The following is a 24,631-nucleotide window of genomic DNA, read 5'->3' as shown; positions in this document are numbered from 1 at the left end:
ACTGTTGTTTTTAGTCTTAATTCGGAATAATGAGTGTGGTCCTTTCCGGAAGTATGGCTATTTCCAGTGGAAAGTGTTTGGGCAATAAGCGTCCGTCCAGGTCTACGGAGGCGTTTTGCGCGCGAAGTATTTTCACTTTTTTGGTCCGGTAACTTTTCACTACCTTATGGTTCAGAATCCTTCCCTGGATGAGCATCCACAGTCCCGAAATGATTTGCAGGAATTCGGGACGGTAGATTACGGAGACGTCCAGCCATCCGTTATAGGGCACGGCGCTCGGAGTCTGCCCCCATCCGCAGGCGCTTCCTACGCATACCGTCATGATACGTCCGCGTATGTGTTCGTCGTTGATGCGCAGGTGCATCCTGTAGAGTTTCCGTTCGAATATGAGGGAGAACAGAGCGGCGACGTACGACAGGAATTTGACTCCCCAGAAGCGTTTGGTCTGGTCGGTGATTTTTACGATTCGTGCTCCCAACCCGATGTTGACCGCATTGAGGAAATAGCGGCGGCGGTGTTCTTTGCCGTCGTAGAAGTTGCAATAGCCTACGTCTATTTTTTTCAGACGGTGGTTGATGATGCAGTCTACAGCCGGTTTGTATTCGGTGCTGAGTCCCCAGTATCTGGCGAAGTCGTTCCCGATGCCGTTCGGTATGATTCCTAAGGCTATATTTTCTTTGTCTTCGGCATCGGAGAGCATGATTCCGTTGATTGCATCGTTTAACGCGCCGTCACCGCCTACGATAACAATCGTGCGGTAGCCGTTGTTTGCCAGAATTTTGGCAAGACGCTCCACCGAACCGAAACCTTCGGACTGTACATAGTCATAATCGACGCCTTTGCTGTCCATGTACTCCTTGATTTCTTTCCAACGCTTTTTTACCTTCCGCGTACCGGCTTTCGGGTTGTAAATCACTCCCCATTTCTTTGGTTCTACACTCATACGTTTATTTACGGTTTGGCAATGGGCTGTTCACAATTTGGAAACTGGAACTTGTATTGCTCTCTTTTTCGCAAAGATACTAATTCCTTTGCAGTTTTTCTTTTACAAATGCTATCTTTTCTTCCATCGGCAGCTCCGCATTTATCCAATGGATTGTAAATCCTCTTCTTTCCATACCGCGAAACCAGGTCATTTGCCGTTTGGCAAACTGGTGAATCGCTGTCTCTAATCCGCTGAACATTTCTTCGTAGGTCATTTTGCCTGTAACGTATAATGTCAGGTATTTGTATTCCAGTCCGTAATAGATTAGGTCGTCCGGCGAAACGCCCTGACTGATTAGCCGCCGTATTTCGTCTGCCATGCCTTCGTCTAACCGTTGCTTTAACCGGAGGCTGATTTTCTTACGCCGTAGCTCCCGGTCGATGTCTATACCGATAATGAGGCTGTCCAGCTTCGGAAATTCCCGTTCGGGAACCGGGTGGCTGATATAGTATTCTTCAATTTCTATGGCACGGATAGCGCGTTTCACCGTATCTACGTCGGTGGAGTTGTGCAGGGTTTTGTATCGGCTTAACATTTCCGTCAGTTCTTCGAGGGAATGGTTTGCCAAACGGGCGCGTAATTCCGGATTTTCCGGTACGGGTATCAGTTTGTAGCCTTTCAGGACTGATTCCAGATACATGCCTGTCCCTCCACATAGAACGGGAAGACGGCCTTTTTGTTTGACGGATTCGTAGGAATTCAGAAAATCCCGCTGATATTCGAAGACATTGTATTTATAGCCGGGGTCGGCGATGTCAATCAGGTGGTAGGGAATCGGGTGTCCGTTGACTGTGTAGTCGGCCAGGTCTTTTCCTGTTCCCAAGTCCATTCCCCTGTATATCTGGCGGGAATCGGCACTGATAATTTCCGTATTGAGCTCATAGGCCAATGCAGCGGCAAACGGAGTTTTTCCTGAGGCTGTAGGTCCGAGTATGGCGATTAAATCATAATCCGGCATAGCTTTATCCTTTTAATATCCGCAAAATTACGAAATAATTTTAACCTGTCCGGTATCCGGGTGTTTTTTTATCGGATGCCGGTCTTTTATCTCATCGGGCCTGTACGGGTATGAAGATAAGGACGGAGGGATGGGGTTGGAATGGGGTTACCGGTTTATCGTCTGTGTTATCCGGCATACTTTCCCGTTCTTGTCGATGCCTTCGATGATGATGTCTTCCGGAGCGGTACTGTCCGGAGTGTAATATTCTACGGTTGCTTTTCCCGTTTTGTCCAGTTGGAGCGAGGGGTTCCAGTAAATGGTGCTTCGCAGGTCTGAACGTTGGTTTTGTTTTTTTTCAGGTGTGTCGTATGTCGGGTGGTAAAATTCGACGGAATCGCTGTATCCCAATGGGGTATAGGTAATGATGCCTTGTGCCGGTCTGGCCGGAAGGTCTTTGCCTTCTTTTAAGGTGATGACGATTGCGCCGGCGGAACCGCGTGAACCCAGTATGGCGGCGTCTGCTCCCCGAAGGAGGCTCAGACTGGACATATCGCTGGTCTGTATGCTTTTCAGGATATCGTTGTCATCTTCGTAAACGATATCGTCAATGACGACAACCGGCTGTTCGGGGCTGTTGCGGATGTGTATCTCGTTGCCGTTGGTGATACTGACTCCCGGAAATCTGCTGACTGCTTCGAAAGCCGTTTGTGCGCCGTAACTTTCCAGTTTGTCTCCTTCAACGGTGTAGGTATTGATGCCTCCGGTATATACGCTTTTAGAACTGGGTCTGGCACGGTTGCCCGTGATGAGGATTTCTTTCAGGTTATAGACACGCATGCCTCCTTCCATGTAGTATCGGTCGCGGGTGTTGAGCAGGTAGTCTTCCATGAAAGCCGTTGCTTTGTCTTGAAAGGGTGCTTTGGGGAGGGCGGCCGGAAAGTCGGGGGTGTCGATTTCGATATCGACTCCGGCAAATCCTCTTTTTGTCCGTGCCTGGACAAGGAAAGTCGTGCTGTCTTTGAATGCCGTATTTACGATGAACTCTCCTTTGTCATTCGTAGTGGTAGTTGCGATAATGTTTTGTTTGGGAGCCAGTATGCAGATGGGGCCTTTTTTTACGTTTCCCCCGAAAAATCCTTTGATTCGTCCGCTGATGGTTTGTCCTTTTTCGATGTAATTGGTCAGGTTCAGTTGAGGAGGAGCCAGCACATTTTTCAGCGTATGCCTGCGCCATCCGTGCGTCAGCATCAGAAAGTCCAGCGCACGAAGGGTCCGTGCGTCTTGCCGCAGGAAGTAATAGCCGGGGTTTTCTACGTAGCCTTTCAAATCGGAGGTAAGCAGGAGGTTTGACAGGATATTGTCGGCAAAGGAATCTTGCCGGATACTTTTCCGGTCGGTGATGCTGACCGAGAAGTTTCCCTCTACCGGGTTCCCTTCGCTGTCTTTGGCTGAAATCTGCAGGGAAACTTTTTCCCTTTTTCCGTAGGCAGGCCGTTCCGGCCGGATTTGCCATTGATGGGCTTTCCGGTCCGGGACGAAAACAAGACGTTCGCTAAGTGCGTTTCCTTTTTGGTCAATCAGCATGAAATGGGTGATGCCTGTTGTGAACAGGCTGTCGTTCATTTTTCCGAATGTCCTGGAAGTGTTGATTGGTTGCAGAAGGACCAGTTTGCCCCGGGTATGTGCCAATAGGAATAACTTTTGGGGCCATTCGGTTGTTTCCGTTTTTTGAATTTCGTAACGTATTTCCTGTTTGTAGTGTGTCATGGCGAGAGCGATGCCTTTTTGTTCGACAGGCGGAAGTTCGAAACGTTTGGAAATCCCGTCGATGGACTTGACTGTCACATAATAGGTGTTTTCTCCGATATGGTTCAGGGTGAATACTCCCATGCCGTTGTGTTCGGAACGGAAAGAGGTCAGGGTGTCTCCTTGGGAATTAAACAGGAATCCTTCGATTTCTTTGGAAAAACCGTCTGCTCCTTGGGCTTTGAAAGCGATGTTCTGATGGGCGACCGCCAGCAGGGAACCGCCTTCCGGGAAGAATGTGACATCGAAATCTTTTGTGAATACAGGGAGGTGGAATGTCTTTTTATAACTATATTGCGGGTCATCGAATTCTACTTCGATGCTGCGGGTGGCGGAGGGTTTCAGGTCGGGCAGGGAGACGGAGATGAATCCGTTTTCATCTGTTCTTTTTTTGCCTTTGTTTTTTATTTTGCCGTTTTCTATATAGCGGTAACGGACGAGTGTCTTCTTGAATGTTTCCTGGTTGTTGTCTTTAAACCATATCTTTGCCGTATAATGTGTTTCGTCTTCTTGCTGGTATTCAATGGTTGATAGGATGGTGTTGTCGATTGAGTTTCCGATTTTCAGATTGCGTGAATAATAGAAAGCCGGTTCTTCGTTCAACATCCAGTTGCTATATCCCCGCAGGTAATAATCGCCTGCCGGAAGGGTGGGCGGCAGGGTAAAGGCGTTGTGGAAACCTAAGGAATCCCTACGGATTTTTTTCCGTTCTACAATGGAGTCGGAGCGGTTTATCAGTTCCGTAATGATGAAATTGCTTGGTACATTGTCCTGATGGGTAACGGCATTAACCAGATATCCTTTGAACCAGATTTTTTCTCCCGCCCCGTAATAGGGCTTGTCCAGATGCAGGTACAGTTTCTCTTGGGCTATGTTTTCCAGCAGGTTGAAGTGGGCGATTACCGTATCTTGCATGGTTTGTGCAAATGACGGGGAGAGGAATGCGAATATTCCGAGGATAAATAGCATTATGTTTTTGTCCGTAGCGGGAGCGGTTTTGCTTTTCATACGATATTGCCTTGTTTTTATACTTTATGCATCCAGATAGAATGTAATTTTCTTCTGATAGCCAGTATATTAATGATTGATACGGCAAGGAATAAGAGGACTCCCGTGGAGACGGATATCCATAGGGAACCGGTTTCCAGTTGCGGGAATAGCATTCTGATGCTGTCTATGTAATAGCTGCGTAACCAGGATACTAGTCCGACCGACAGTAGCAATATCGCTGCGTTTAGCCCTGTCGTGAGTAGCTGGTATGGCAGTGCTACCTTGTCGGGACTGTAGCCGATCAGGAGCAGGCTTTCCAACTTGGCCGTGTTTTTTTGCAATAGTAAGAAGATGCTTAACATCAGGATGTAAAATGAAAGGATGCTGATGAATAGCCCTACTCCCAATACGATGCCTACAATGAGCCGGAGGAAGTGGGCGGTTTTTCCCGCATCCAGTTTTCCGTCTTCCGTTTCGTATCCTTTCTTTTGGAAATAGCTGGCAATGGAGGAATCCGCCGGGTTGTCGACTTCAATGATGAGCCGCGCCGGCTGTGCTTCCGTTGCCGGGGCGAACTGCTTGTTTGCCCATTCCATAAAGGAGTGGGGGACTAAAATCGTATTCAGGCGATTGGAAAAACCTACGATATTTCCTTTGTATTGTTCCACCTGTCCGTTGCCGCGTATTATGATGTCCATCTGGATGAGGCTCATCAGGCCTTCCGACAGTTTGGGCAAGCTCCGGCTTTGGGCAAAACCGAAGTTGTAGAGGTTCAGGTAGTTGCGGGGGATAATAATGGGAATTGTACGGTCGGACCGGTCGAAATGCCATTTATCGAGATTGATGTCGACGAATTCGTCGGGGACCGATTCGAAAAACATGTCTGTGGAGAGATGGATGCCGGCTTTCTCCATGCCCAATCCTGCCGAGACTTTGAATTGGGAAGGGGTGAAAGCCCCGATTGTCCTGGTAAACGGCTGTTTCTTCAAATCGGCAATGTCTTCGGGTGAGAATGTGTTGCTTTTTCCGGCGAAGGAACCCAGTGTGCTAATCTTTTTCGTCGCTATGATGAAGTCTTTTTTCATAAAACTGTCTCCTTCGGTGAATACCGGAATGACGTCTTTATAAAATTGCACGCCGAGCAGTACAATCATCATGCCGAATAGGTTGGCTGAAAAGAAACCGGCTAATTGGCCGATACTGATATGTTGGCGGAGAAGTTTCCAGACAAGAGCTGACATTTGTTTTCTGATTTATATGTTGTGAATCCGTAATCTGTGATTATACAGGCCTGTTTTTTGTTTTTTATTTGGAATGACAGAATGTTGCTGTTCGACCGGTGGCCTGTTCATACCTTATTGGCCGTCATTCATGGCTGGCTGCTTGTTTCCCGTTTATTTACAGCCGGAGTATGCATCGATAAGGCAACTCGATATGTTTTCCGATGGAAGTGGCGATAACTCCCGCTTCCTGCGCTTTTGCCTCGGTGATGATAATTTCGCCCATGATACAACTGTTTTCTTCGTCCAGATGGCTGATTGGTTCATCCAGAAAAAGAAAGTCGAACGGCTGGCAGAGTGACCGGATAAAGGCAACCCGTTGTTGCTGGCCGAACGAGAGTTTGCCGGCTTTTACATGCAGTTTGTCTGAAAGGCCTAATTGTTCGAAAAGAGCCAGGATTTCTTTCTTTTTCTTGTATCCGGTGAGGTTGTTTTTTAATTGCACGTTTTCAAGGGCGGTCAGCTCCGTGAAAATGCGCAAATCCTGAAAAAGCATGCTCAACGAATGTTTTCTCAAATCTACCCATTGTTTCACGGAGTATGCCTTGATATTGGTTTCGTCAAAATTGATAATTCCTTGATAGTCGTTGCGATAACCGTACAGGTAGCTGCACAACGAAGATTTTCCGGTCCCGGAGGCTGCTTCAATCAGGTACATTTCTCCTTTCCGGAAAATGAGGTCCCGGTGCCATATATCCGAAGTTATCGAGTTACGGTCAGCAAACACTTGGGGAAGTGTTTGCTGTAAATGAATGCTGTTCATGCCGTTTGTTTACGAATTACATGCCGGCAAACTGCTTGCCGAAGTCTACAATCTGTTTAAGCGCATTTACGTTTTTATCTTTCAGGCAAAGGGTGGTTTCGCTGACTGCTCCCTCTGAACTTATCGACAGGTATGATATCCGGTTAGCCAGGTCGAGGTAAGTCTTGACTTCCTTACCGCCGAATCCGGACAGCATCTTTATGATGGGCAGGTCGAGTATGGCTTCTGCGTTGACAGCTATGAATGTGCTTTTGTCTTTCATTTCTGACGCATAGGGAGTGTCTTCGATGGATTTGTCTACTGCATTACCTATGTTCTTATGAAGAAGTTCATCATTGGTTGCATACATCTGTTTGTTTTTCACTCCGAAAAAGACATTCATTTTTCGGGTTTTGTACAGATATTCGTTTTTGCCGAGTTCCAGAATATCTTCTCCTTTTTTCAGTCCTAATAATTGTTTGTTCTTGTACAGGGTTTGGAGGGCATCGTCGTTTTTGATGTCTGCATATAACAGGAAAGTGGGTGTATTGCCCAACGTTACATTGATTAGCCCGACGGAAATATCACCGTTGAACGAACTGAACAGTTCTTTTACTTCATCTGCTTCGGCAATGGATACCGTATTGCGGAATTCCTGGTTTTCACTTAGTAGCTGATAGAAATTTTCTCCTTTTATGCCGAGGTTAAGGAAGAGCAGGGTAGAGGATGGAAAATCCTTGATAAATGTGTTTTTCGTTTTGCAGAATGAATCCTGTTGCTTTTTTAAAAGGGCTTTTACGGTTTCGTTTTCCGTATAGTTTTCTGCTTTGAGGACAATTTTGCCTTTTTCGAAGTTTAATCCTCCTATAATAGTTATGTCCTCCGGCTTGACTTCGGAAGGCAACCCTATGCTGATTTGGCGTTGGTAGTCGGAAGGAATGGCTGTCATGGAGGCGAAGAAATTGATATCGTCATTCGACTTGTTCATTTTCTGGAAAGCTCCGGACTTTACAATGCTGTTGTCGGCGGTTTGCTGCATCAGCTTGGTAATCGCTTCTTTCGCCTTTTCGGTTTGAGAAGTGCCGTTTACGGTGATTATCAATACTGTAGTGCTATTGAATGCGAGCAGGCTGCCATTCATGGTGGTGAAGTTGTAGCCGTCTGCTTCGTTAACGGGTTGGCAGATTTGTTCTTTTGCCATGATGTCCAGCGATGTGCGCAAGTCATCTTCATTGCTGATTTTAGCTATTACGGAAGCGTATGGGAAAGAAGAGGAATTGAACGCATAGAGTGGGGACGTAATATCGATGCCCGACTCACTCGGATTTTTTATAATCTTTTCCAACTGTTGGAAAGCGGCTGCATTCATTCCGCTTTTCAGCGCTTCCAGGACTTTTTGCTTGGCGGCTTCATTCTCTTTGTCACCCAATCCTGCTTTGTCTGCCAAAGACTGCAAGTTGATGGAGGCGACAACCGAAGCGTCTGCCGGTATTACACTTGTATATTCCGTCGTTTGGGAACATGCTGCCAGGAAAACTGTCAGTACCGCCAGTACCGAAAGTTGTGAAATCATTTTCTTTGCCATACTTATATTCTTTAAAATGTTGATATTGATTCGGATATTTTAATGTTCATTTATTGGTTCAGCAGGTTGATGGTGTGACAAGCCACCAATGCCGCCGTTTCTGTCCGGAGACGTGATTTTCCCAAACTGATTGGCATGAATCCGTATTCAACGGCTTTTCCCACTTCTTCTTCACTGAAGTCGCCTTCCGGGCCGATTAGGACCACTGCGTCTTCCCCGGGTTTTAAAACGTCTTTAAGCAAAGGCTTTTCACCCTCGTAACAATGGGCGATGAACTTTTGTCCTTGAAAATCTTGGGTTATGAATGTGCTGAAATCTGTCATTTCATTGAGCCGGGGCAGGCGGGCTTTCAATGACTGTTTGATTGCCGATACGAGAATTTTCTCGATACGTTCATTCTTGATAACCTTGCGTTCCGAGAACCGGCAGTTGAGGAAGGTCAGTTCGTCCAGTCCTATTTCGGTCGCTTTCTCGGCAAACCATTCGTTGCGGTCCATATTTTTGGTCGGAGCCATGGCAATGTGCAGATGGCAAGGCCGGAGCGGTTCCTGAAAGACGGTTTCTTTGACTGTTACCAGGCAACGCTTGTTGCCGGCAACCGTGATTTCGGCTTTGTAAAATTTGCCTTTACCGTCGGTAAGAGTGATTTCATCTCCGACACCCAGCCGGAGGACACGGGTACAATGTTGCGCTTCTTCTTCCGGAAGTTCGTTGGTTACCTGTATGTCGGGAGTATAAAATACGTGCATAATCCGGTTATTGGTTTTTGTTTCTTAACTTGATTTGGTCGCGTATCCGGGCGGCCAATTCATAATTTTCGTCTTTGATAGCCTGTTCCAATGCTTCTTCGAGAGTTTTCGAAGTACTGTGGGATGCAGTGGATTCTTCTCCCGTGAGCTCTTCGTCATCTTCCATTTCTTCAGAATGGTTTCGGGCTTCGTCCGAAATGCGGAGGCACTCCTGTTCGAGGATGGATTCGTAAATCAGTATCGGGCATTCTGCACGTACCGCCAAAGCGATGGCGTCTGAAGTACGGGCATCGATACGTATGATTTCTTCATTTTTCTTTAGATAAATGTAGGAGTAGAAAATACCGTCTTTGGCTTTATAAATCAATATGCGTATCAGATGTACTCCCAGTGCGTTGAGACTCGTTGTGAACAAATCGTGCGTCAGCGGCCGGGGAGTTTTTATTCCTTTCAGATACAGGATTGTGGCTTGGGCTTCTGCCGGCCCGATGATGACGGGCAGTTGCCGTTCACCGTCCACTTCTCCCAATAGCATTGCAAATGCACCCACTTGCGCCTGGCTGTTCGTAATATTTAAAACTTGTAATTCTACTTTTTTGTCCATCGTTTTTTACTTAATTTGTTTTACTCTCCCGCTGGTGTCTGTACTTGAATGCCAAAGCAAACAAGATGCCGATAACGAATGCGTAGGCGGCGAAAATCAGCCAGATTTCCATCCATTCGCGGCTGACCAGTTTACCGTCGGCATACACTGAGAAAGCGTCTACCACGGCGCCGCTGGCATATCCTCCGATAATGGCTCCCAACCCGTTAGTCATCATAAAAAATAAACCTTGTGCACTGGCGCGGATGGAGGAGTCGGTTTCCTGTTCAACAAACAAAGAACCTGAAATGTTGAAAAAGTCAAATGCCATACCGTAAACTATCATGGAAAGGATTAGCATCCATAACCCGTTGCCCGGATCTCCGAAACCGAACAGCCCGAACCGGAATACCCACGCAAACATGCTGATTAGCATGACTTGTTTGATACCGAAATGCCGTAAGAAGAAAGGAATGGCAAGGATAAACAGGGTTTCGGACATTTGCGAGATGGATAGGAGAATGACCGAGTGTTTTACTCCGAAGGAGTCGGCATATTCGGGAATATTGGCGAAACTGCCGAGAAACAGGTCACCGTATGTATTGGTTATTTGCAACGCAGCTCCTAACAGCATTGAGAAAAAGAAGAAAACAGCCATTTTCTTTTTCTTGAATAGAACCAATGCATCCAGTCCGAAGGCGGAGAGCAGTGATTTGTTTTCTGTCTTTGAAGGTTTGCATGCCGGAAGAGTGAAAGAATAAAGTCCCAGCAATAGGGCGGAGGTAGCTCCCACATAGAGTTGGGCGCTCGAATTCTTGAATCCGGTGAGGTCTACCGCCCACATGGCACAGATGAAACCAATCGTGCCCCATACGCGGATAGGGGGGAAGTCTTTAATCAGGTCGCATTTATATTGTTCCAATGCATTGTAGGAAACGGTGTTAGCCAGTGATAAAGTGGGCATATATACTAATAAATTGAGCAACATGGCCCAATACATCTGGTTGTATCCGGTGGCTGTGGAGGCATAAAAGAGGCACGCTGCCCCTGCAATGTGGCAAAGTCCGTATAAACGTTCCGCGTTAAACCATTTGTCGGCAATGATGCCGATGATACCGGGCATCACCAGAGAGGCAATTCCCATAGTGGCGAATATGGCTCCGATTTGTCCTCCTTCAAAATGGAGTTCCCTACCCATATAACCACCCAATGAAATTAACCATGACCCCCAGACAAAAAATTGCAGGAAGTTCATAATAATCAAACGAACTTTTATACTCATGACTTTTTAATTTGTGTTCTTCGTTTATCCGATAACTCTTGCAAATATAATATTTTCGTTGATTAGGTGGATACGTTAATTAATAAAAAGCCGATAAAAAAGCCATAATATCGCGGAAGGGAAAGGAATCAGTGATAAAAATGAGATGGAGAGGGGGGATAAAAAAAAGAAGGCTATCTATCCCAGACAGCCAATCTTTATTAACCTTAAATCTAATACCATGAAAAACACGATGCAAAGATAAGGCGTTTATGTTATACAACATAATGTTTCAGTGAAAAACTTCTGTTTATTAACTCTAATTAACTTTGAATCCTCCTTTTTTCTATTAGAGCCTTGCCTGTAAGCTACCCCATATTCCTTGTATTACGGAAGATGATACACAGGCCGTTTTATCATTCTACGTAAAGTACCAATCCTTTCAGGTACTCTCCTTCCGGATGGTAGATGTTCACCGGATGGTCGGCCGGTTGTGTGAGCTGGTGCAGGATACGTACGCTACGTCCCGACATGGCTGCCGCTGTGAACACTGCCGTACGGAAATTGTCTTTGGTGACGACTTGTGAACAGGAGAAAGTAAATAGGATGCCTCCCGGTTTGATTTTCTCGAATGCTTTGGCGTTCAATTTCCGGTAGCCTTGCAATGCATTTCGTAATGCATCCTTATGCTTGGCAAAGGCGGGCGGGTCGAGGATAATCAGGTCATATTGGTCGCCCATACGCTCAAGGTACTTGAATGCGTCTTCCGCAAATGCTTCGTGGCGCGGGTCGCCGGGAAAGTTCAGCTCTACGTTCTTGTTGGTTAAATCAATGGCTTTGGCGGAGCTGTCTACGGAGTGGACAAGTTTCGCTCCTCCGCGCATGGCGTAGAAGGAGAAACCGCCGGTATAACAGAACATGTTCAGTACCGAACGGTTTTTTGCGTAATGCTCCAATAGCGAACGGTTTTCGCGTTGGTCGACAAAGAATCCGGTTTTCTGGCCTTTTAACCAGTCTACATGGAACTTCAAACCGTATTCTTGCGCTATATTGTCATTGCTTCCTCCTTTTAGGAAACCGTTTTCAGGGAAAAGGTCCGCTTTGAACGGAAGGGTCGTTTCTGACTTGTAGTAGATATTTTCAATCTTGTCGCCCATAACCTCGGACAATGCTTCGGCGATGTCCATGCGGTTTACGTGCATTCCTGCCGAGTGGGCTTGCATAACGGCGGTTTTTGCATAAATGTCAATGACTAGTCCGGGAAGATTGTCTCCTTCGCCGTGTATTAGGCGATAGGTGTTATTGGTCGGATTGATTGCGATTCCGATGGCGCGGCGCATATCGTACGCTATTTCCAGTTTGCGTTTCCAGAATTCATGGTTGACGGGTTCCTGGCGGAAGGAGAGTACCCGTACGGCGATGCTGCCGATTTGGAAATGTCCCTGGGCAATAAATTCTTTTTGGGAAGTATATACTTCTACAACTTCGCCCTCTTCGGGTTCTCCGTCGATACGGGAGATAGCACCGGAAAAAATCCAGGGATGAAGCCTTTTCAGAGATTCTTCTTTACCTGGTTTGAGATATACTTTATGCATAGCGGCTTATTTATCTGATTCTGTTAACTGTTTTCTTTCCTTTCTTCTTCTTTTTGTTTTTGAAGCTTTTCTTCTTCGGGAGCTATTTCATAATTGCCTGTCCGTTTCAACTCTTGCAGGAGGTTGTAGATGTTGAGGCAGGCCCATGCGTCGGTGGCGGCATATTGTTTTTGCCCGTCGCTCAACACGTCTGCTTCCCAGTTGGACAGCCGTTGTGATTTGGAAATCTTTTCTTTGAATAATATGGCATAAATTTTTTGCAGGCTTTTGTCCTGTATGCCGAACTGACGTACATAGTCTTGTAGTTCGATGCAACTCTGCTGGTTGAAAGGTGCACGTTTGTGCAGCATCATAAAATCGTCTTTTAATGAAAGCCCGACTTTGATTACTTCCGGGTTTTCCAACAGGTCTACCAAAGGCTGAGTGAGTCCCGTCATGTTAAGCCGGAACAGGAAACAGCATTCTTCGGAAGAAATCTGAAGAAGTGCTACTTTGTGCGATTGTCCTTTGGTAAAGGAGGGACGTGTTTCGCTGTCGATACCCAATATCGGCTGGGATAACAGGTAGGCTACTGCTTTTTTTGTTTCCGATTCCGATTGGATAACGTGGATTCTTCCCGGAAAAGCGGCTTTCGGGAGCTCTTTTAATTCGCTTTTATCAATGGTTCTTCTTACAATCATTTTTATTTTTCATCATCGTGGCAATCACAGCCGTTTTCGTGGCGGTAATAATCGTCATCATGGCAATGGCGGCTGTTTTTAATCACAACAACTGCCGTCATCGCTTGGTTCGTAAATCTCGTTGTCGTTTTCCTCTTCTTCCTTTTGGGAATTGTATTTTACATCATGAAGGGCACGCAACGTATTGACCAGTTTCTGCCCCCACAGCATTCCGAAATTTTCCTGGCAGATAGCCAGTGAGTCATTCATCGTTTCGTTCAGTCCCAATTGGAAAACGAAGATAAAGTCTTTGATATCCTGATAGATGTCCGCCAAGTCTTCCGATATGGATTTTTTGATGGGTTGGTCGCTGTAAACCATGTCTTCTACGAATACGTCCAGGTAATCATCCTGCTCTCCCATTAATCCGGAGAGATTGATGCGCAAAACTTCGTAAATCTCTTCGGTGACATACGTTTCGGGTGCTTCGTCTCCAATGGTTTCGCATTTCGGAAGCATGGAGGCTTTTAGATAGAGCAGAGGAAGGATTTTTAGGGATGTGTCGATGAAGGTGCTGCGCTTCATGCGTCCGGCACGTTCGAGGAATGCACAAAATTCGGCGGCTACCGTTACGAACTCAATTACATTCTTATCAAATATCGTCTGGCTTTCTTTTTCCATAATCAACGTTGATTTCCCTTGCAAAGGTAAGAAAAAGGATTGAATGAGCGTAGTGCTCGTTATTTTTTTATTATTTTTGCGGCTTAGATTACGATTCCAATTTTATAAAAAGACTAAATGCTCATGGCAAAAAAGAAATTAGATAAGGAGGCTGAACGTACTCCCTCTTCTCTCGGTAAAATCACTGGAATTTTTAAGAATGAAACAGTCCATTTTGTTATCGGACTGATGTTGGTTATCTTTTCCGTTTATCTGTTGCTGGCTTTTTCATCTTTCTTTTTCACGGGAGCGGCCGACCAAAGTATCATCGACAGCGGGAATCCGGCGGATTTGTCGGCCGTGGACAATCATGTGAAGAATTATGCTGGGTCGCGCGGAGCGCAGTTGGCTCATTATCTGATTAATGAGTGTTTCGGTGTCTCTTCTTTCTTTATTCTTGTCTTTTTGGCAGTAGCGGGGTTGAAGTTGATGCGCGTGCGTGTAGTGCGTTTATGGAAATGGTTTATCGGATGTACGTTGTTACTGGTCTGGTTTTCCGTGTTTTTCGGGTTCGTTTTCATGGAGCATTATCAGGATTCCTTTATTTATTTGGGGGGTATGCACGGTTATAATGTGAGCCGCTGGCTGATTTCGCAGGTAGGTGTGCCCGGAGTGTGGCTGATTTTGTTGATAACGGCTGTTTGTTTCTTCATATATGTAAGTGCGCGGACCGTCATTTGGTTACGCAAACTCTTTGCATTGAGTTTCTTGAAACGGAAAGAGAAAGAGCAGGTGGGGAAAGCAGCCGTTACGGAGGAAAAAACTGTTGCAGCGGGAGAGGGGCAACAGGAGTTTACGGTATCTCAGCCGCAAGAAGTGGAGTTTAACTTGAAACGGATATACAGGCAGGCATCTTCGCAAGTGGCGGATATGCCGGTTGAAGAACCGGAAGAAGAACTGTCCGCGAACCGTTCGGAAACGGAAAACGACTCTTCCGCTTCGGCTGGAGAAAACGAAGGGCTGACTATGGTATTTGAACCTGCAGTTGCCGATTCCCTTCCTTTCCGGACGGAAGAATTCCGGGGTGAGGAAGAGCCCGGATTCGAAATCGAGACCGCTGTTGCGGAGGAAGAATACCGCGGGCCTGAACTGGAACCTTATAACCCGACGAAGGATTTGGAGAATTACCGTTTTCCTACGATTGATTTGATGAAACATTTCGATAATGACGACCCTACAATCGATATGGATGAGCAGAATGCCAATAAGGATCGCATTATCAATACGTTGCGTAGCTTCGGCATTGAAATCAGTACAATCAAAGCGACGGTCGGTCCTACGGTTACCTTATACGAGATTACGCCCGAACAGGGAGTGCGTATTTCTAAAATTCGTGGGCTGGAAGATGATATTGCATTGAGTTTGTCTGCAGACGGTATCCGTATTATCGCTCCGATACCGGGTAAGGGGACTATCGGCATTGAAGTGCCGAATAAGAATCCGAAAATCGTGTCCGGGCAGAGTGTGATTGGAAGTAAAAAATTCCAGGAATCCAAGTTTGACCTGCCTATCGTATTAGGTAAGACTATCACGAATGAGGTTTTTATGTTCGACCTTTGCAAGATGCCGCATGTGTTGGTGGCGGGAGCTACCGGTCAAGGTAAATCGGTCGGGCTGAACGCAATCATCACCTCTTTATTATATAAGAAGCATCCGGCAGAATTGAAATTCGTTCTGGTCGATCCGAAAAAAGTGGAGTTCAGCATTTATTCGGTAATTGAAAACCATTTTCTTGCAAAACTTCCCGATGGAGGCGAGCCGATTATAACGGATGTAACCAAAGTGGTGCAAACCTTGAATTCTGTTTGTGTGGAAATGGATACCCGTTACGACTTGTTGAAAATGGCTCATGTGCGTAATATTAAAGAGTATAATGAGAAATTTGTCAACCGTCGCTTGAATCCTGAGAAGGGCCATAAATTCATGCCGTACATTGTGGTTGTCATTGACGAGTTCGGTGACTTGATAATGACTGCAGGAAAGGAAGTCGAGCTTCCGATTGCCCGTATCGCCCAGCTTGCGCGTGCTGTCGGCATTCACATGATTATCGCCACGCAACGTCCGACTACTAACATCATTACGGGTACGATTAAAGCTAATTTCCCTGCCCGAATCGCTTTCCGTGTGTCTGCGATGATGGATTCCCGCACTATTCTGGACCGTCCCGGTGCGAACCGTCTGATTGGTAAAGGAGACATGCTTTTCTTGCAGGGAGCTGATCCGGTACGTGTGCAATGCGCTTTTATCGATACGCCGGAAGTAGAGGAAATTACGAAATTCATAGCTCGCCAGCAAGGTTATCCGACTCCGTTTTTCTTGCCTGAATATGTGGGTGAAGATAGCGGCAATGAGGTAGGAGACATTGATATGGGACGTCTCGACCCGTTGTTTGAAGATGCCGCCCGGTTGATAGTCATTCACCAACAGGGGTCTACTTCACTGATTCAGCGTAAATTCGCTATCGGCTACAATCGTGCGGGCCGTATTATGGACCAGCTTGAAAAGGCGGGTATTGTCGGGCCTACGCAAGGCAGCAAGGCGCGTGACGTACTTTGTATTGATGAGAATGATCTTGAGATGCGTTTGAACAATTTGCAGTAACCAATCGTTTATTAGTCAAATGAGGAAATACATTTTTAGTGTTTTAATAGCTTTACTGTCAGTGCCTGTGATTGCTCAACAACAGCAGTTGCAGGCTAAAGCTGTTCTTGATAGGACGGCAGAGGTATTTCGCAAGGCAGGCGGAGTGAAAGCCGACTTCGTGATTAAGTCTGTAACAGGCGGTTTGGTAGAAGGGTCGGAAAACGGTACGATTCAGTTGAAAGGAGAGAAATTCGTGTTGAAAGCCAATGAGGTGATTACCTGGTTCGACGGAAAGACACAATGGAGTTATGTCGTAAAGAATGATGAGGTGAATGTCAGTAATCCTACCCAGGAGGAATTGCAGCAAATCAATCCGTACACCTTTCTTTATATGTACCGGAAAGATTTTTCCTATAAGTTGGGAAGTAAGGAGACATTCCGGGGAAAGTCTGTCTGGGAAGTGATTTTGACGGCAAAAGATAAAAAACAGAGTTTGGAACGCATGATTCTTTATGTGGAGAAGAGTACGTATGAACCTTTGTATATTTCTCTTCAACAGCGCGGTCAGCAGGCATGCAGTGAGATTACTGTTACAGGGTACCGGACCCGGCAGGATTATGCCGACAGCCTTTTTACCTTTGATAAGAAGCTGTATCCGAATGTGGAGATTATCGATTTGAGGTAGGATATGCGGGGAACGGATATTCTCTAAGGAATCGGAGAGGATTGAAGGGATAAAAGAGGATTTGAACCAAAATATTAAAAATAGAATAAAATGTCAGAAGTAGAAAGAGTAAAATGCCTGATTATCGGTTCAGGACCTGCCGGATATACAGCGGCGATTTATGCGGGGCGCGCGAATTTGGAACCGGTGCTTTATGAAGGATTGCAGCCCGGCGGCCAGTTGACTACCACAACGGATGTGGAGAATTTCCCCGGTTATCCGGAAGGTATCAGTGGTCCGCAACTGATGGAGGATTTGCGTGCACAGGCCAGCCGGTTCGGAACGGATGTTCGTTTCGGTATCGCTACTGCGGCGGATTTGAGTAAATCGCCCTATAAGATAACGATTGACGGAGAGAAAGAGATAGAAGCCGAGACCGTGATTATCTCTACCGGGGCTACCGCTAAATATCTGGGATTGGAAGATGAAAAGAAATATGCCGGTATGGGAGTCAGCGCTTGTGCCACTTGCGACGGCTTTTTTTATCGGAAGAAGGTGGTTGCCGTAGTCGGCGGAGGTGATACGGCTTGTGAAGAGGCGATTTATCTTGCCGGACTGGCGTCAAAGGTATATCTGGTGGTCCGCAAACCTTATTTGCGTGCGTCGAAGATTATGCAGGAGCGTGTGATGAAACATGAGAAGATTGAAGTATTGTTCGAACATAATGTCGTAGGCTTGTTCGGTGACAACGGAGTAGAAGGCATGAATCTGGTGAAACGTTGGATGGAACCGGACGAAGAACGTTACAGCTTGCCTATTGACGGTTTTTTCCTGGCTATCGGACATAAGCCGAACTCCGACATATTTAAAGAGTATCTTGATACCGATGAAGTCGGTTATATTATTACGGAAGGCGATAGCCCGCGGACAAAAGTTCCCGGAGTATTTGCTGCAGGGGACGTGGCGGACCCGCATTATCGTCAGGCTATTACGGCGGCGGGAAGCGGTTGTAAGGCTGCTATCGAGGCGGAACGTTATCTTTCTGCAAAAGGAATTATTTGATGATGGACAAGGACTGTACGGGTCGGATGGAAACGGTTCGGATGGAAGTTGTTTGAAAAACGTCCCGTTTTTTATTCTCATAAAGAGTGATATCCGGTAGATTCCGTACTTTTAAAATTTGGTGAAGAGTAAATTTCCCTTTTTAGGGGTATTTGCTCTTCATTTTTATTTTATGGATAACCCTTTAAAGAGTAAGTTTTACTGTTAGGGGGGGTATTTTCTATTTTTTGTTTCGGGATATTCGGTTGTAAGATACAAGAGGCTGTTTTCAAATTAGAATCTAAAGGTCGAGAATCTTGCAGATTGAAATCTTAAAAGGGAAAATCCCTTTGTTTTTAGTTCTACTGCATCACGACAAAGTAAGAATAGGGGGATTTTTATGTGGTAGTTTATAAATTAGAGGCAAGACTGTTCCATTTTCAGTTTTTGAACTGCACCCTGAATAGGTATAAAACTTTTGGAGTGCAGTTCACTTTGAGGCAGCCTCTTATATGATTAAGTTTTAAAAGGATTCTCCACTCTCGGTCATTCGTCAAATGTCAATGAGAATATTCTTTCCTGTGCTTTCGCCCTCTTTTTAAAGAAAGAGAAAACACACCGTCTTTTAGTTTTTTGCAAAACTGTCAGCGATGATGGCTTTCGCTTCTTCCGGAAATGTTCCGGAGCTTTCAGGCTATCCTATTTTACTTATTTTTTTCAGTTTTTCTTCTTCGATAATCTTGATTTTTCTCCCGTCAATGGTAATCAGGCGTTCCGTCGCAAACTGGGAAAGAGTACGGATTGCATTTGAAGTAGTCATATTCGACAAGTTTGCCAAATCTTCGCGGGAAAGGTAAATGCTTAGCGTTGACCCGTCTTCTTCCAATCCGTAGCTTTCTTTTAAAAAGAGCAGCGATTCGGCCAAGCGGCCGCGGATGTGTTTTTGGGTTAAGTTGACGGTGCGTTCGTCGGAGATGCCTAAATCTATGGAAAGCTGGCGGATAAAGAACATTGCCAGGTCATTGTTTTGTGAAACCAGTGTAGCAATGGCGCTCATGGGAATCAGACAGACTACGGAAGGCTCGAAGGCCGCTGCGGCAGTTACGAAATCCTGCTTTGCGAAATATGCGCGGTATGCGAAGTATTCTCTCGGCTTAATCATGCGGATAATCTGACTTCTACCTCCTACACCGTCTTTGAAGATTTTCACTTTGCCGCTGATGAGACACATTAAATGTGAAGGCGTTTCTCCTTCACAATAGATAGTCTCATTCTTTTTGTAGGTCTGTATCGTATAATTGTTCATCAGAAACTCCTTTTGTTCATTATTTAAAGGAGCCAACATGTCGGATAACGGTTCCGAAATATCAATGTCTGATATGTTCATTTTTACCATGGGTGCTACAAAACTGTGTTATACAGCACAAAAGTAAAAAGAAAAAATGAGAAAATGAACGAATCTATAAAAAGATTGCACAAAAGTGGAAGCTTTCGTGCAATCTTGCTGGCATTTTATTTAGTAAATAACAGTTCCCTGTATTTAGGAAGCGGCCATATTTCATCATCCACTTCCATTTCCAGATGGTCTATGTGGTCACGTATTTTGTCAAGATACGGGCGTACTTTCTCTTCGTATTCAAATGCCCTTTCCTTATAGTTGGCTTTATGGTTAGCGACTTTCCGCGCTTCGGTCATTTCGCGTACCAATACTTTGATGGCTGTTACCCGGCGTGAGATTTCGCGAATCAGCTCTTTGCGGTCGGCGCTCAGCTCTTCATATTCTTCGGGAGGGAAGATTTCTTTCAGTCCGCGAAGGTTTTCGAGCAACCGGTTTTGATAGGCGACGGCAGTCGGTACGATGTGGTTGATGGCAAGGTCTCCCAGCACACGTCCTTCGATTTGCACTTTCATGGTATATTTTTCCAATTCCACTTCCAGACGGCTGTTCAACTCCGTTTCATTGAAAATACGTTCACCTATAAGCACCGATTTGGACTGGTTGTCTACATAATGCATCAACGCTTCCGGGACATGGCAGATGTTAGTCAGTCCCCGGCGGGCAGCTTCTTGTTTCCATTCTTCGGAATACCCGTCACCTTCAAAGCGAATCGGCTCGGAGGCGATGATTGTTTCTTTTAATAAACGGAAAATAGCTTCATCTTTTCCTACTCCTTCTTCCATCAGCTTTTCTACTGATGCGCGGAATTCATTCAATTGGTTGGCCATGGCGGCATTGATGGCAATCATCGCAGCAGCACAGTTGGAGGAAGAGCCGGCGGCACGGAACTCGAAACGGTTTCCGGTAAATGCGAACGGGGAAGTGCGGTTGCGGTCCGTCGTATCGAGCAGGATTTCGGGAATACGTCCGATGCCCAGTTTTAACGTCGTTTTTTCTTCCGGTGTCATCTTTTCATTACCTACCTGGCGGACAATTTCGTCAAGGGTGGCCGACAGTTGCGAACCCAGGAAGCAGGAAAGGATGGCGGGAGGAGCTTCATTAGCTCCCAGACGATGGCTGTTGCTTGCACTCATGATGGAAGCCCGCAACAAATCTTGATTTTTGTACACCATCATCAGTACGTTTACCAGGAAAGTGAGGAACAGCATGTTACCTTTCGGATTTTTTCCGGGAGCAAACAGATTGATGCCCGTATCCGTGCAAAGCGACCAGTTGTTATGCTTTCCCGAACCGTTCACGCCGCTGTAAGGCTTTTCATGCAGAAGTACATTGAAATGGTGTTTCCTTGCAATCCGTTTCATCAAATCCATGACAAGCTGGTTATGGTCGTTTGCAAGGTTGCAGTTCTCAAAAATGGGAGCCAGCTCGAATTGGTTGGGTGCCACTTCATTGTGACGGGTTTTGGCGGGAATTCCCAGTTTATGGCATTCAATTTCGAGTTCCTTCATGAATGCCGTGACACGTGGAGGTATCGAACCGAAATAATGGTCTTCCAATTGCTGGTCTTTGGCAGACGAGTGTCCCATCAGCGTCCGCCCGGTCAGGCAAAGGTCGGGGCGTGCATTATATAAGGAAGAATCTACAAGGAAATATTCCTGTTCCCACCCCAGATTTGTATATACCCGTGTGACGTTTTTATCAAATAACTGGCAGACTTCCGTTGCGGCTTTGTCTACGGCTGCGAGAGCTTTCAGCAGAGGTGTCTTGTAATCCAGCGCTTCACCGGTATAGGAAATGAAAATAGTAGGAATACAAAGTGTCGTGTCTACAACGAATGCGGGAGAAGAAACATCCCATGCGGTATAGCCCCGCGCTTCGAATGTATTACGGATACCGCCGTTCGGAAATGAAGAGGCATCCGGCTCTTGCTGAATCAGTAATTTGCCGGAGAACCGTTCTATCACTCCTCCGTCTTCGCCGAATTCGATAAAGCCGTCGTGTTTCTCGGCAGTGCCGTCCGTTAAAGGCTGGAACCAGTGAGTATAGTGGGTAACGTTAAGTGATTTAGCCCAACTCTTCATGCCGTTGGCAATCAGGTCTGCTATTTCACGGTTGATGGGCGTACCCTTTTCAATGGCGTCGATAACAGCCTTATAAGCTTCTTTGGGAAGATACTCTTGCATCTTCTTGCGATCGAACACATGACTGCCGTAATAATCAGAGAGTTTGTTGGAAGGAGCAGTTACTTCCAGAGGCTTCCGGTTGGATAGCTCTTGTAAAGCATAAAAACGCATTTTTGACATAATGGTCTATAATTTATCGGTTGTCGGGCGCAAAATTATATGTTTTTTCTGAAACTACCCCTATTTTAGAGGGGGTATTTTGGAAAAATCTTCTATTTTATGGAGAGATACCCTCCTTTTTCCTTTACTTTGGATATCGGGAAAATATTACTTTTCAAAGGGATAGGTTCTTTGAAAGTGGAAAAGTTGTTTTTCTCATAGTCGGAAGAGGGAAATATGCCGGACGGTCGGGCAATATCGGATGCCGCTTTCCTGTTTAGACGTGATTTTTTCAAGGATGGATGAGTTTCTTTATCTTTTTGTAACGAAGGGAACGCGGATAACTCTTTTTATTGGCTTGATATCTCTGCTTTTCGATATTCTTTTTTATATTTGCCTGCATTAATTATAAAGAGATACGACGATTGAGAGATAAATTATTGATAGGGTGTATATTGTGCTTGTTCTCCCTTGCGGCAAAGGGGGCAGGCAGCCATTATGTAATGAACCCTTATGCCGGTACGGATATTTCGGCCGATTCCATTATCGAACGTGTCATGACTTTCGCGCCTTTATATGAAACGATTGTGAGTGATTACCGGGCGAACCTATATATAAAAGGTAAGATGAATATTAAGAAGAAAAATTTTATTCTTCGTTACGTGCCTTCCATGTTCCATTTGCAAAAAGGAGTGAATGAGTATCTGCTCGAAACATATAGTGATCTTCATTATACGGCTCCTAACATTTATGACCAGAAAGTAAAGGCCTCGCAAGGGACGGTCAGAGGAAACCGGGGATTGCCGGGGTTGCTCGAATATTTTAATGTGAATATTTATTCGTCTTCCTTGTTGAATGACGAGCGGTTGATGTCTCCCTTGGCTAAGAACGGGCAGAAATATTATAAGTACCAGATAGATAGCGTGATGGGAGACCCCAATAACCTGGACTATCGGATTCGTTTTATTCCCAGGACGAAAAGCGACCAGTTGGTGGGCGGATATATGATTGTCAGCAGCAACGTGTGGAGTGTCCGGGAGATACGTTTTTCGGGCCGGTCGGAATTGATAACGTTTGTTTGCCGGATAGAGATGGGAGAAGTGGGAAAGAATAATGAATTTCTGCCTGTAAGGTATGATGTGGATGCTCTTTTTAAGTTTTTGGGGAATAAAGTGGAAGGGGCTTATACGGCTTTTCTAGATTATAAGTCTATTGAGTTGAAAGAGAAAAAAGCGCGTAAGAAACGAAAAAAGAATTATAATCTGTCGGAATCTTTTTCTTTGCAATGTGATACGAATGCTTATAAGACAGATGCTTCTACTTTTGCTATCCTCAGGCCTATTCCTTTGAAAGACAGTGAAAAGAAGTTGTATTTGGACTACCAGTTGAGACGCGACACCGTGACTAGGCGGGAGAAAACGAAAAGCCAGGCTTTCTGGGGGACGATGGGAGACTTGATGTTGGAAGATTATAAATTTAATCTCTCTAATATAGGCAGCATCCGTTTTTCCCCGTTTATCAATCCGCTTTTGTTTAGCTACAGTGGAAGCAACGGTTTGTCTTACCGGCAGGATTTTCGTTATAACCGGCTTTTCAGAGGGGATAAACTGCTTCGTGTCGTCCCCAAGATGGGATATAATTTTACGCGGAAAGAGTTTTATTGGGGAGTGAATGCGGAATTTGAGTATTTACCCCAGAAACGCGGATTCATTCAGTTGAACGTGGGGAACGGCAACCGTATTTATAGCAGTAAAGTACTGGACGAGTTAAAAGAGATGCCGGACAGCATCTTTAACTTTGATTTGATTCATCTGGATTATTTCAAGGATTTGTATTTCAATTTTTTCCATCGCATCGAAGTTATCAACGGACTGGACATAAGTGTGGGTTTTGCCGCGCATAAGAGGACGGCGGTGGAGGAATCGCGTTTTGTCATTACGGGAAACTATCCGATGCCGCCTCCGGAATTTATGGATAAGTTCAGGGATACGTATATAAGTTTTGCTCCCCGCTTTCGTCTGGAATGGACTCCGGGACTTTATTACTATATGAACGGAAAGCGTAAGATAAACCTGCGTTCTTTTTACCCGACTTTCTCGGTCGATTACGAGCGGGGAATCAAAGGGGTGTTTAAAAGTACGGGAGAATATGAAAGGATAGAGTTCGACCTCCAGCACCAGATACGGTTGGGGCTGATGCGTAATATCTATTATCGTTTTGGCTTTGGTGCATTTACCAACCAGGATGAATTGTATTTCGTTGACTTTGTTAATTTTTCCCGCCATAATCTTCCCGTGGGGTGGAACGATGAAATTGGCGGTGTATTTCAAGTGCTTGACGGGCGTTGGTATAACTCCTCCCGTCGTTATGTACGGGGACATTTTACCTACGAGGCGCCGTTTCTTATCCTGCGGCATCTGATGAAATATACACGTTACGTACAGAATGAGCGAATTTATGTTAGCGCGCTTTCCATGCCCCATCTCCAGCCCTATCTGGAAGTCGGATACGGCATCGGCACGCATATTTTTGATTTTGGACTCTTTGTAAGCAGTGAGAACTGGAAGTTTGGCGGAGTAGGGTGCAAGTTTACATTCGAGCTGTTCAACCGATAGTTTGGTAAATAACCCATCTTTTTCTTTTTATCTTCGCAACAACTTCCGCGTTGCCGGTAAAACTGGCGAAAATGAGAATCATCCTTTCTTTTCTTTAGCCATTCTTTTGTCAATCAAGAAAATATTTCTACCTTTGCGCCCGATTTATAGAT

At 45.5% G+C, this 24,631-nt stretch carries 17 protein-coding genes and 1 pseudogene; 4 read left to right on the top strand and 14 right to left on the bottom strand.

Annotated features, from left to right (window positions below; all coding sequences use genetic code 11):
- Window positions 1–16: 16 nt before the first annotated feature.
- The 12 genes and pseudogenes from Q5076_RS10860 to Q5076_RS10805 form a co-directional block, all read right to left on the bottom strand.
- The gene (locus tag Q5076_RS10860; RefSeq protein ID WP_303013113.1) at window positions 17–943 is read right to left on the bottom strand and encodes a diacylglycerol kinase family protein; all 927 of its coding nucleotides are present in this window, start codon (window positions 941–943) and stop codon (window positions 17–19) included.
- Between the two features lie 79 nt (window positions 944–1,022).
- Window positions 1,023–1,943, bottom strand: a complete 921-nt coding sequence (gene miaA / locus Q5076_RS10855) for a tRNA (adenosine(37)-N6)-dimethylallyltransferase MiaA (protein ID WP_303013112.1) — start codon at window positions 1,941–1,943, stop codon at window positions 1,023–1,025.
- Between the two features lie 147 nt (window positions 1,944–2,090).
- The gene (locus Q5076_RS10850; protein ID WP_303013111.1) at window positions 2,091–4,739 is read right to left on the bottom strand and encodes a TonB-dependent receptor plug domain-containing protein; all 2,649 of its coding nucleotides are present in this window, start codon (window positions 4,737–4,739) and stop codon (window positions 2,091–2,093) included.
- Between the two features lie 17 nt (window positions 4,740–4,756).
- Window positions 4,757–5,962 (bottom strand): ABC transporter permease, encoded by a 1,206-nt coding sequence (locus Q5076_RS10845; RefSeq protein ID WP_303013110.1) that lies wholly within the window; start codon window positions 5,960–5,962, stop codon window positions 4,757–4,759.
- A gap of 157 nt (window positions 5,963–6,119) precedes the next feature.
- Complete coding sequence (locus Q5076_RS10840) at window positions 6,120–6,764, bottom strand: ATP-binding cassette domain-containing protein (RefSeq protein ID WP_303013109.1); 645 nt, start codon at window positions 6,762–6,764, stop codon at window positions 6,120–6,122.
- Between the two features lie 16 nt (window positions 6,765–6,780).
- The gene (locus Q5076_RS10835; RefSeq protein WP_303013107.1) at window positions 6,781–8,328 is read right to left on the bottom strand and encodes a DUF4836 family protein; all 1,548 of its coding nucleotides are present in this window, start codon (window positions 8,326–8,328) and stop codon (window positions 6,781–6,783) included.
- A 50-nt stretch (window positions 8,329–8,378) separates the two neighbouring features.
- Complete coding sequence (locus tag Q5076_RS10830; protein ID WP_303013106.1) at window positions 8,379–9,077, bottom strand: 16S rRNA (uracil(1498)-N(3))-methyltransferase; 699 nt, start codon at window positions 9,075–9,077, stop codon at window positions 8,379–8,381.
- A 7-nt stretch (window positions 9,078–9,084) separates the two neighbouring features.
- Window positions 9,085–9,681 (bottom strand): bifunctional nuclease family protein, encoded by a 597-nt coding sequence (locus tag Q5076_RS10825; protein WP_303013104.1) that lies wholly within the window; start codon window positions 9,679–9,681, stop codon window positions 9,085–9,087.
- A 10-nt stretch (window positions 9,682–9,691) separates the two neighbouring features.
- A complete protein-coding gene (locus tag Q5076_RS10820; RefSeq protein ID WP_303013103.1) occupies window positions 9,692–10,942 on the bottom strand; it encodes a nucleoside permease in 1,251 nt (416 codons plus the stop codon).
- A 395-nt stretch (window positions 10,943–11,337) separates the two neighbouring features.
- Entirely contained in the window at window positions 11,338–12,516 is a 1,179-nt protein-coding gene (locus Q5076_RS10815) for a class I SAM-dependent rRNA methyltransferase (protein ID WP_303013101.1), read from the bottom strand.
- A 23-nt stretch (window positions 12,517–12,539) separates the two neighbouring features.
- Window positions 12,540–13,196: a 3'-5' exonuclease gene (locus tag Q5076_RS10810; protein ID WP_303013100.1), complete on the bottom strand. Its 657-nt coding sequence runs from the start codon at window positions 13,194–13,196 to the stop codon at window positions 12,540–12,542.
- A gap of 2 nt (window positions 13,197–13,198) precedes the next feature.
- Window positions 13,199–13,856, bottom strand: a pseudogene (locus tag Q5076_RS10805) (DUF5063 domain-containing protein).
- Between the two features lie 123 nt (window positions 13,857–13,979).
- Between Q5076_RS10805 and Q5076_RS10800 the strand changes: the two are divergent.
- The 3 genes from Q5076_RS10800 (at window position 13,980) to trxB (ending at window position 18,204) form a co-directional block, all read left to right on the top strand.
- Window positions 13,980–16,496, top strand: a complete 2,517-nt coding sequence (locus Q5076_RS10800; RefSeq protein ID WP_303013099.1) for a DNA translocase FtsK — start codon at window positions 13,980–13,982, stop codon at window positions 16,494–16,496.
- Window positions 16,497–16,515: 19 nt separating this feature from the next.
- On the top strand, window positions 16,516–17,163 hold the full coding sequence (locus tag Q5076_RS10795; protein WP_303013097.1) for a LolA-like putative outer membrane lipoprotein chaperone: 648 nt from the start codon (window positions 16,516–16,518) through the stop codon (window positions 17,161–17,163).
- A 90-nt stretch (window positions 17,164–17,253) separates the two neighbouring features.
- Window positions 17,254–18,204 carry a thioredoxin-disulfide reductase gene (trxB, locus tag Q5076_RS10790; protein WP_303013095.1) on the top strand — a complete coding sequence of 317 codons (951 nt, stop codon included), beginning with the start codon at window positions 17,254–17,256 and terminating at the stop codon, window positions 18,202–18,204.
- A 673-nt stretch (window positions 18,205–18,877) separates the two neighbouring features.
- Here trxB and Q5076_RS10785 read toward each other — a convergent pair.
- Window positions 18,878–19,579 (bottom strand): Crp/Fnr family transcriptional regulator, encoded by a 702-nt coding sequence (locus tag Q5076_RS10785; RefSeq protein WP_303013094.1) that lies wholly within the window; start codon window positions 19,577–19,579, stop codon window positions 18,878–18,880.
- A 116-nt stretch (window positions 19,580–19,695) separates the two neighbouring features.
- Window positions 19,696–21,885: a glutamine synthetase III gene (locus tag Q5076_RS10780; RefSeq protein ID WP_303013093.1), complete on the bottom strand. Its 2,190-nt coding sequence runs from the start codon at window positions 21,883–21,885 to the stop codon at window positions 19,696–19,698.
- A gap of 482 nt (window positions 21,886–22,367) precedes the next feature.
- On the opposite strand from Q5076_RS10780, the gene Q5076_RS10775 reads away from it, so the two are divergent.
- Window positions 22,368–24,479: a DUF5686 family protein gene (locus Q5076_RS10775; protein WP_303013144.1), complete on the top strand. Its 2,112-nt coding sequence runs from the start codon at window positions 22,368–22,370 to the stop codon at window positions 24,477–24,479.
- Window positions 24,480–24,631: the final 152 nt, after the last annotated feature.

Origin of the sequence: uncultured Bacteroides sp. (assembly GCF_958445495.1) — a bacterium.
In the GTDB taxonomy this organism is placed as follows: domain Bacteria; phylum Bacteroidota; class Bacteroidia; order Bacteroidales; family Bacteroidaceae; genus Bacteroides.
Note: the sequence above shows the minus strand (reverse complement) of the source record. Positions and strands in the feature narration are given on the sequence as shown.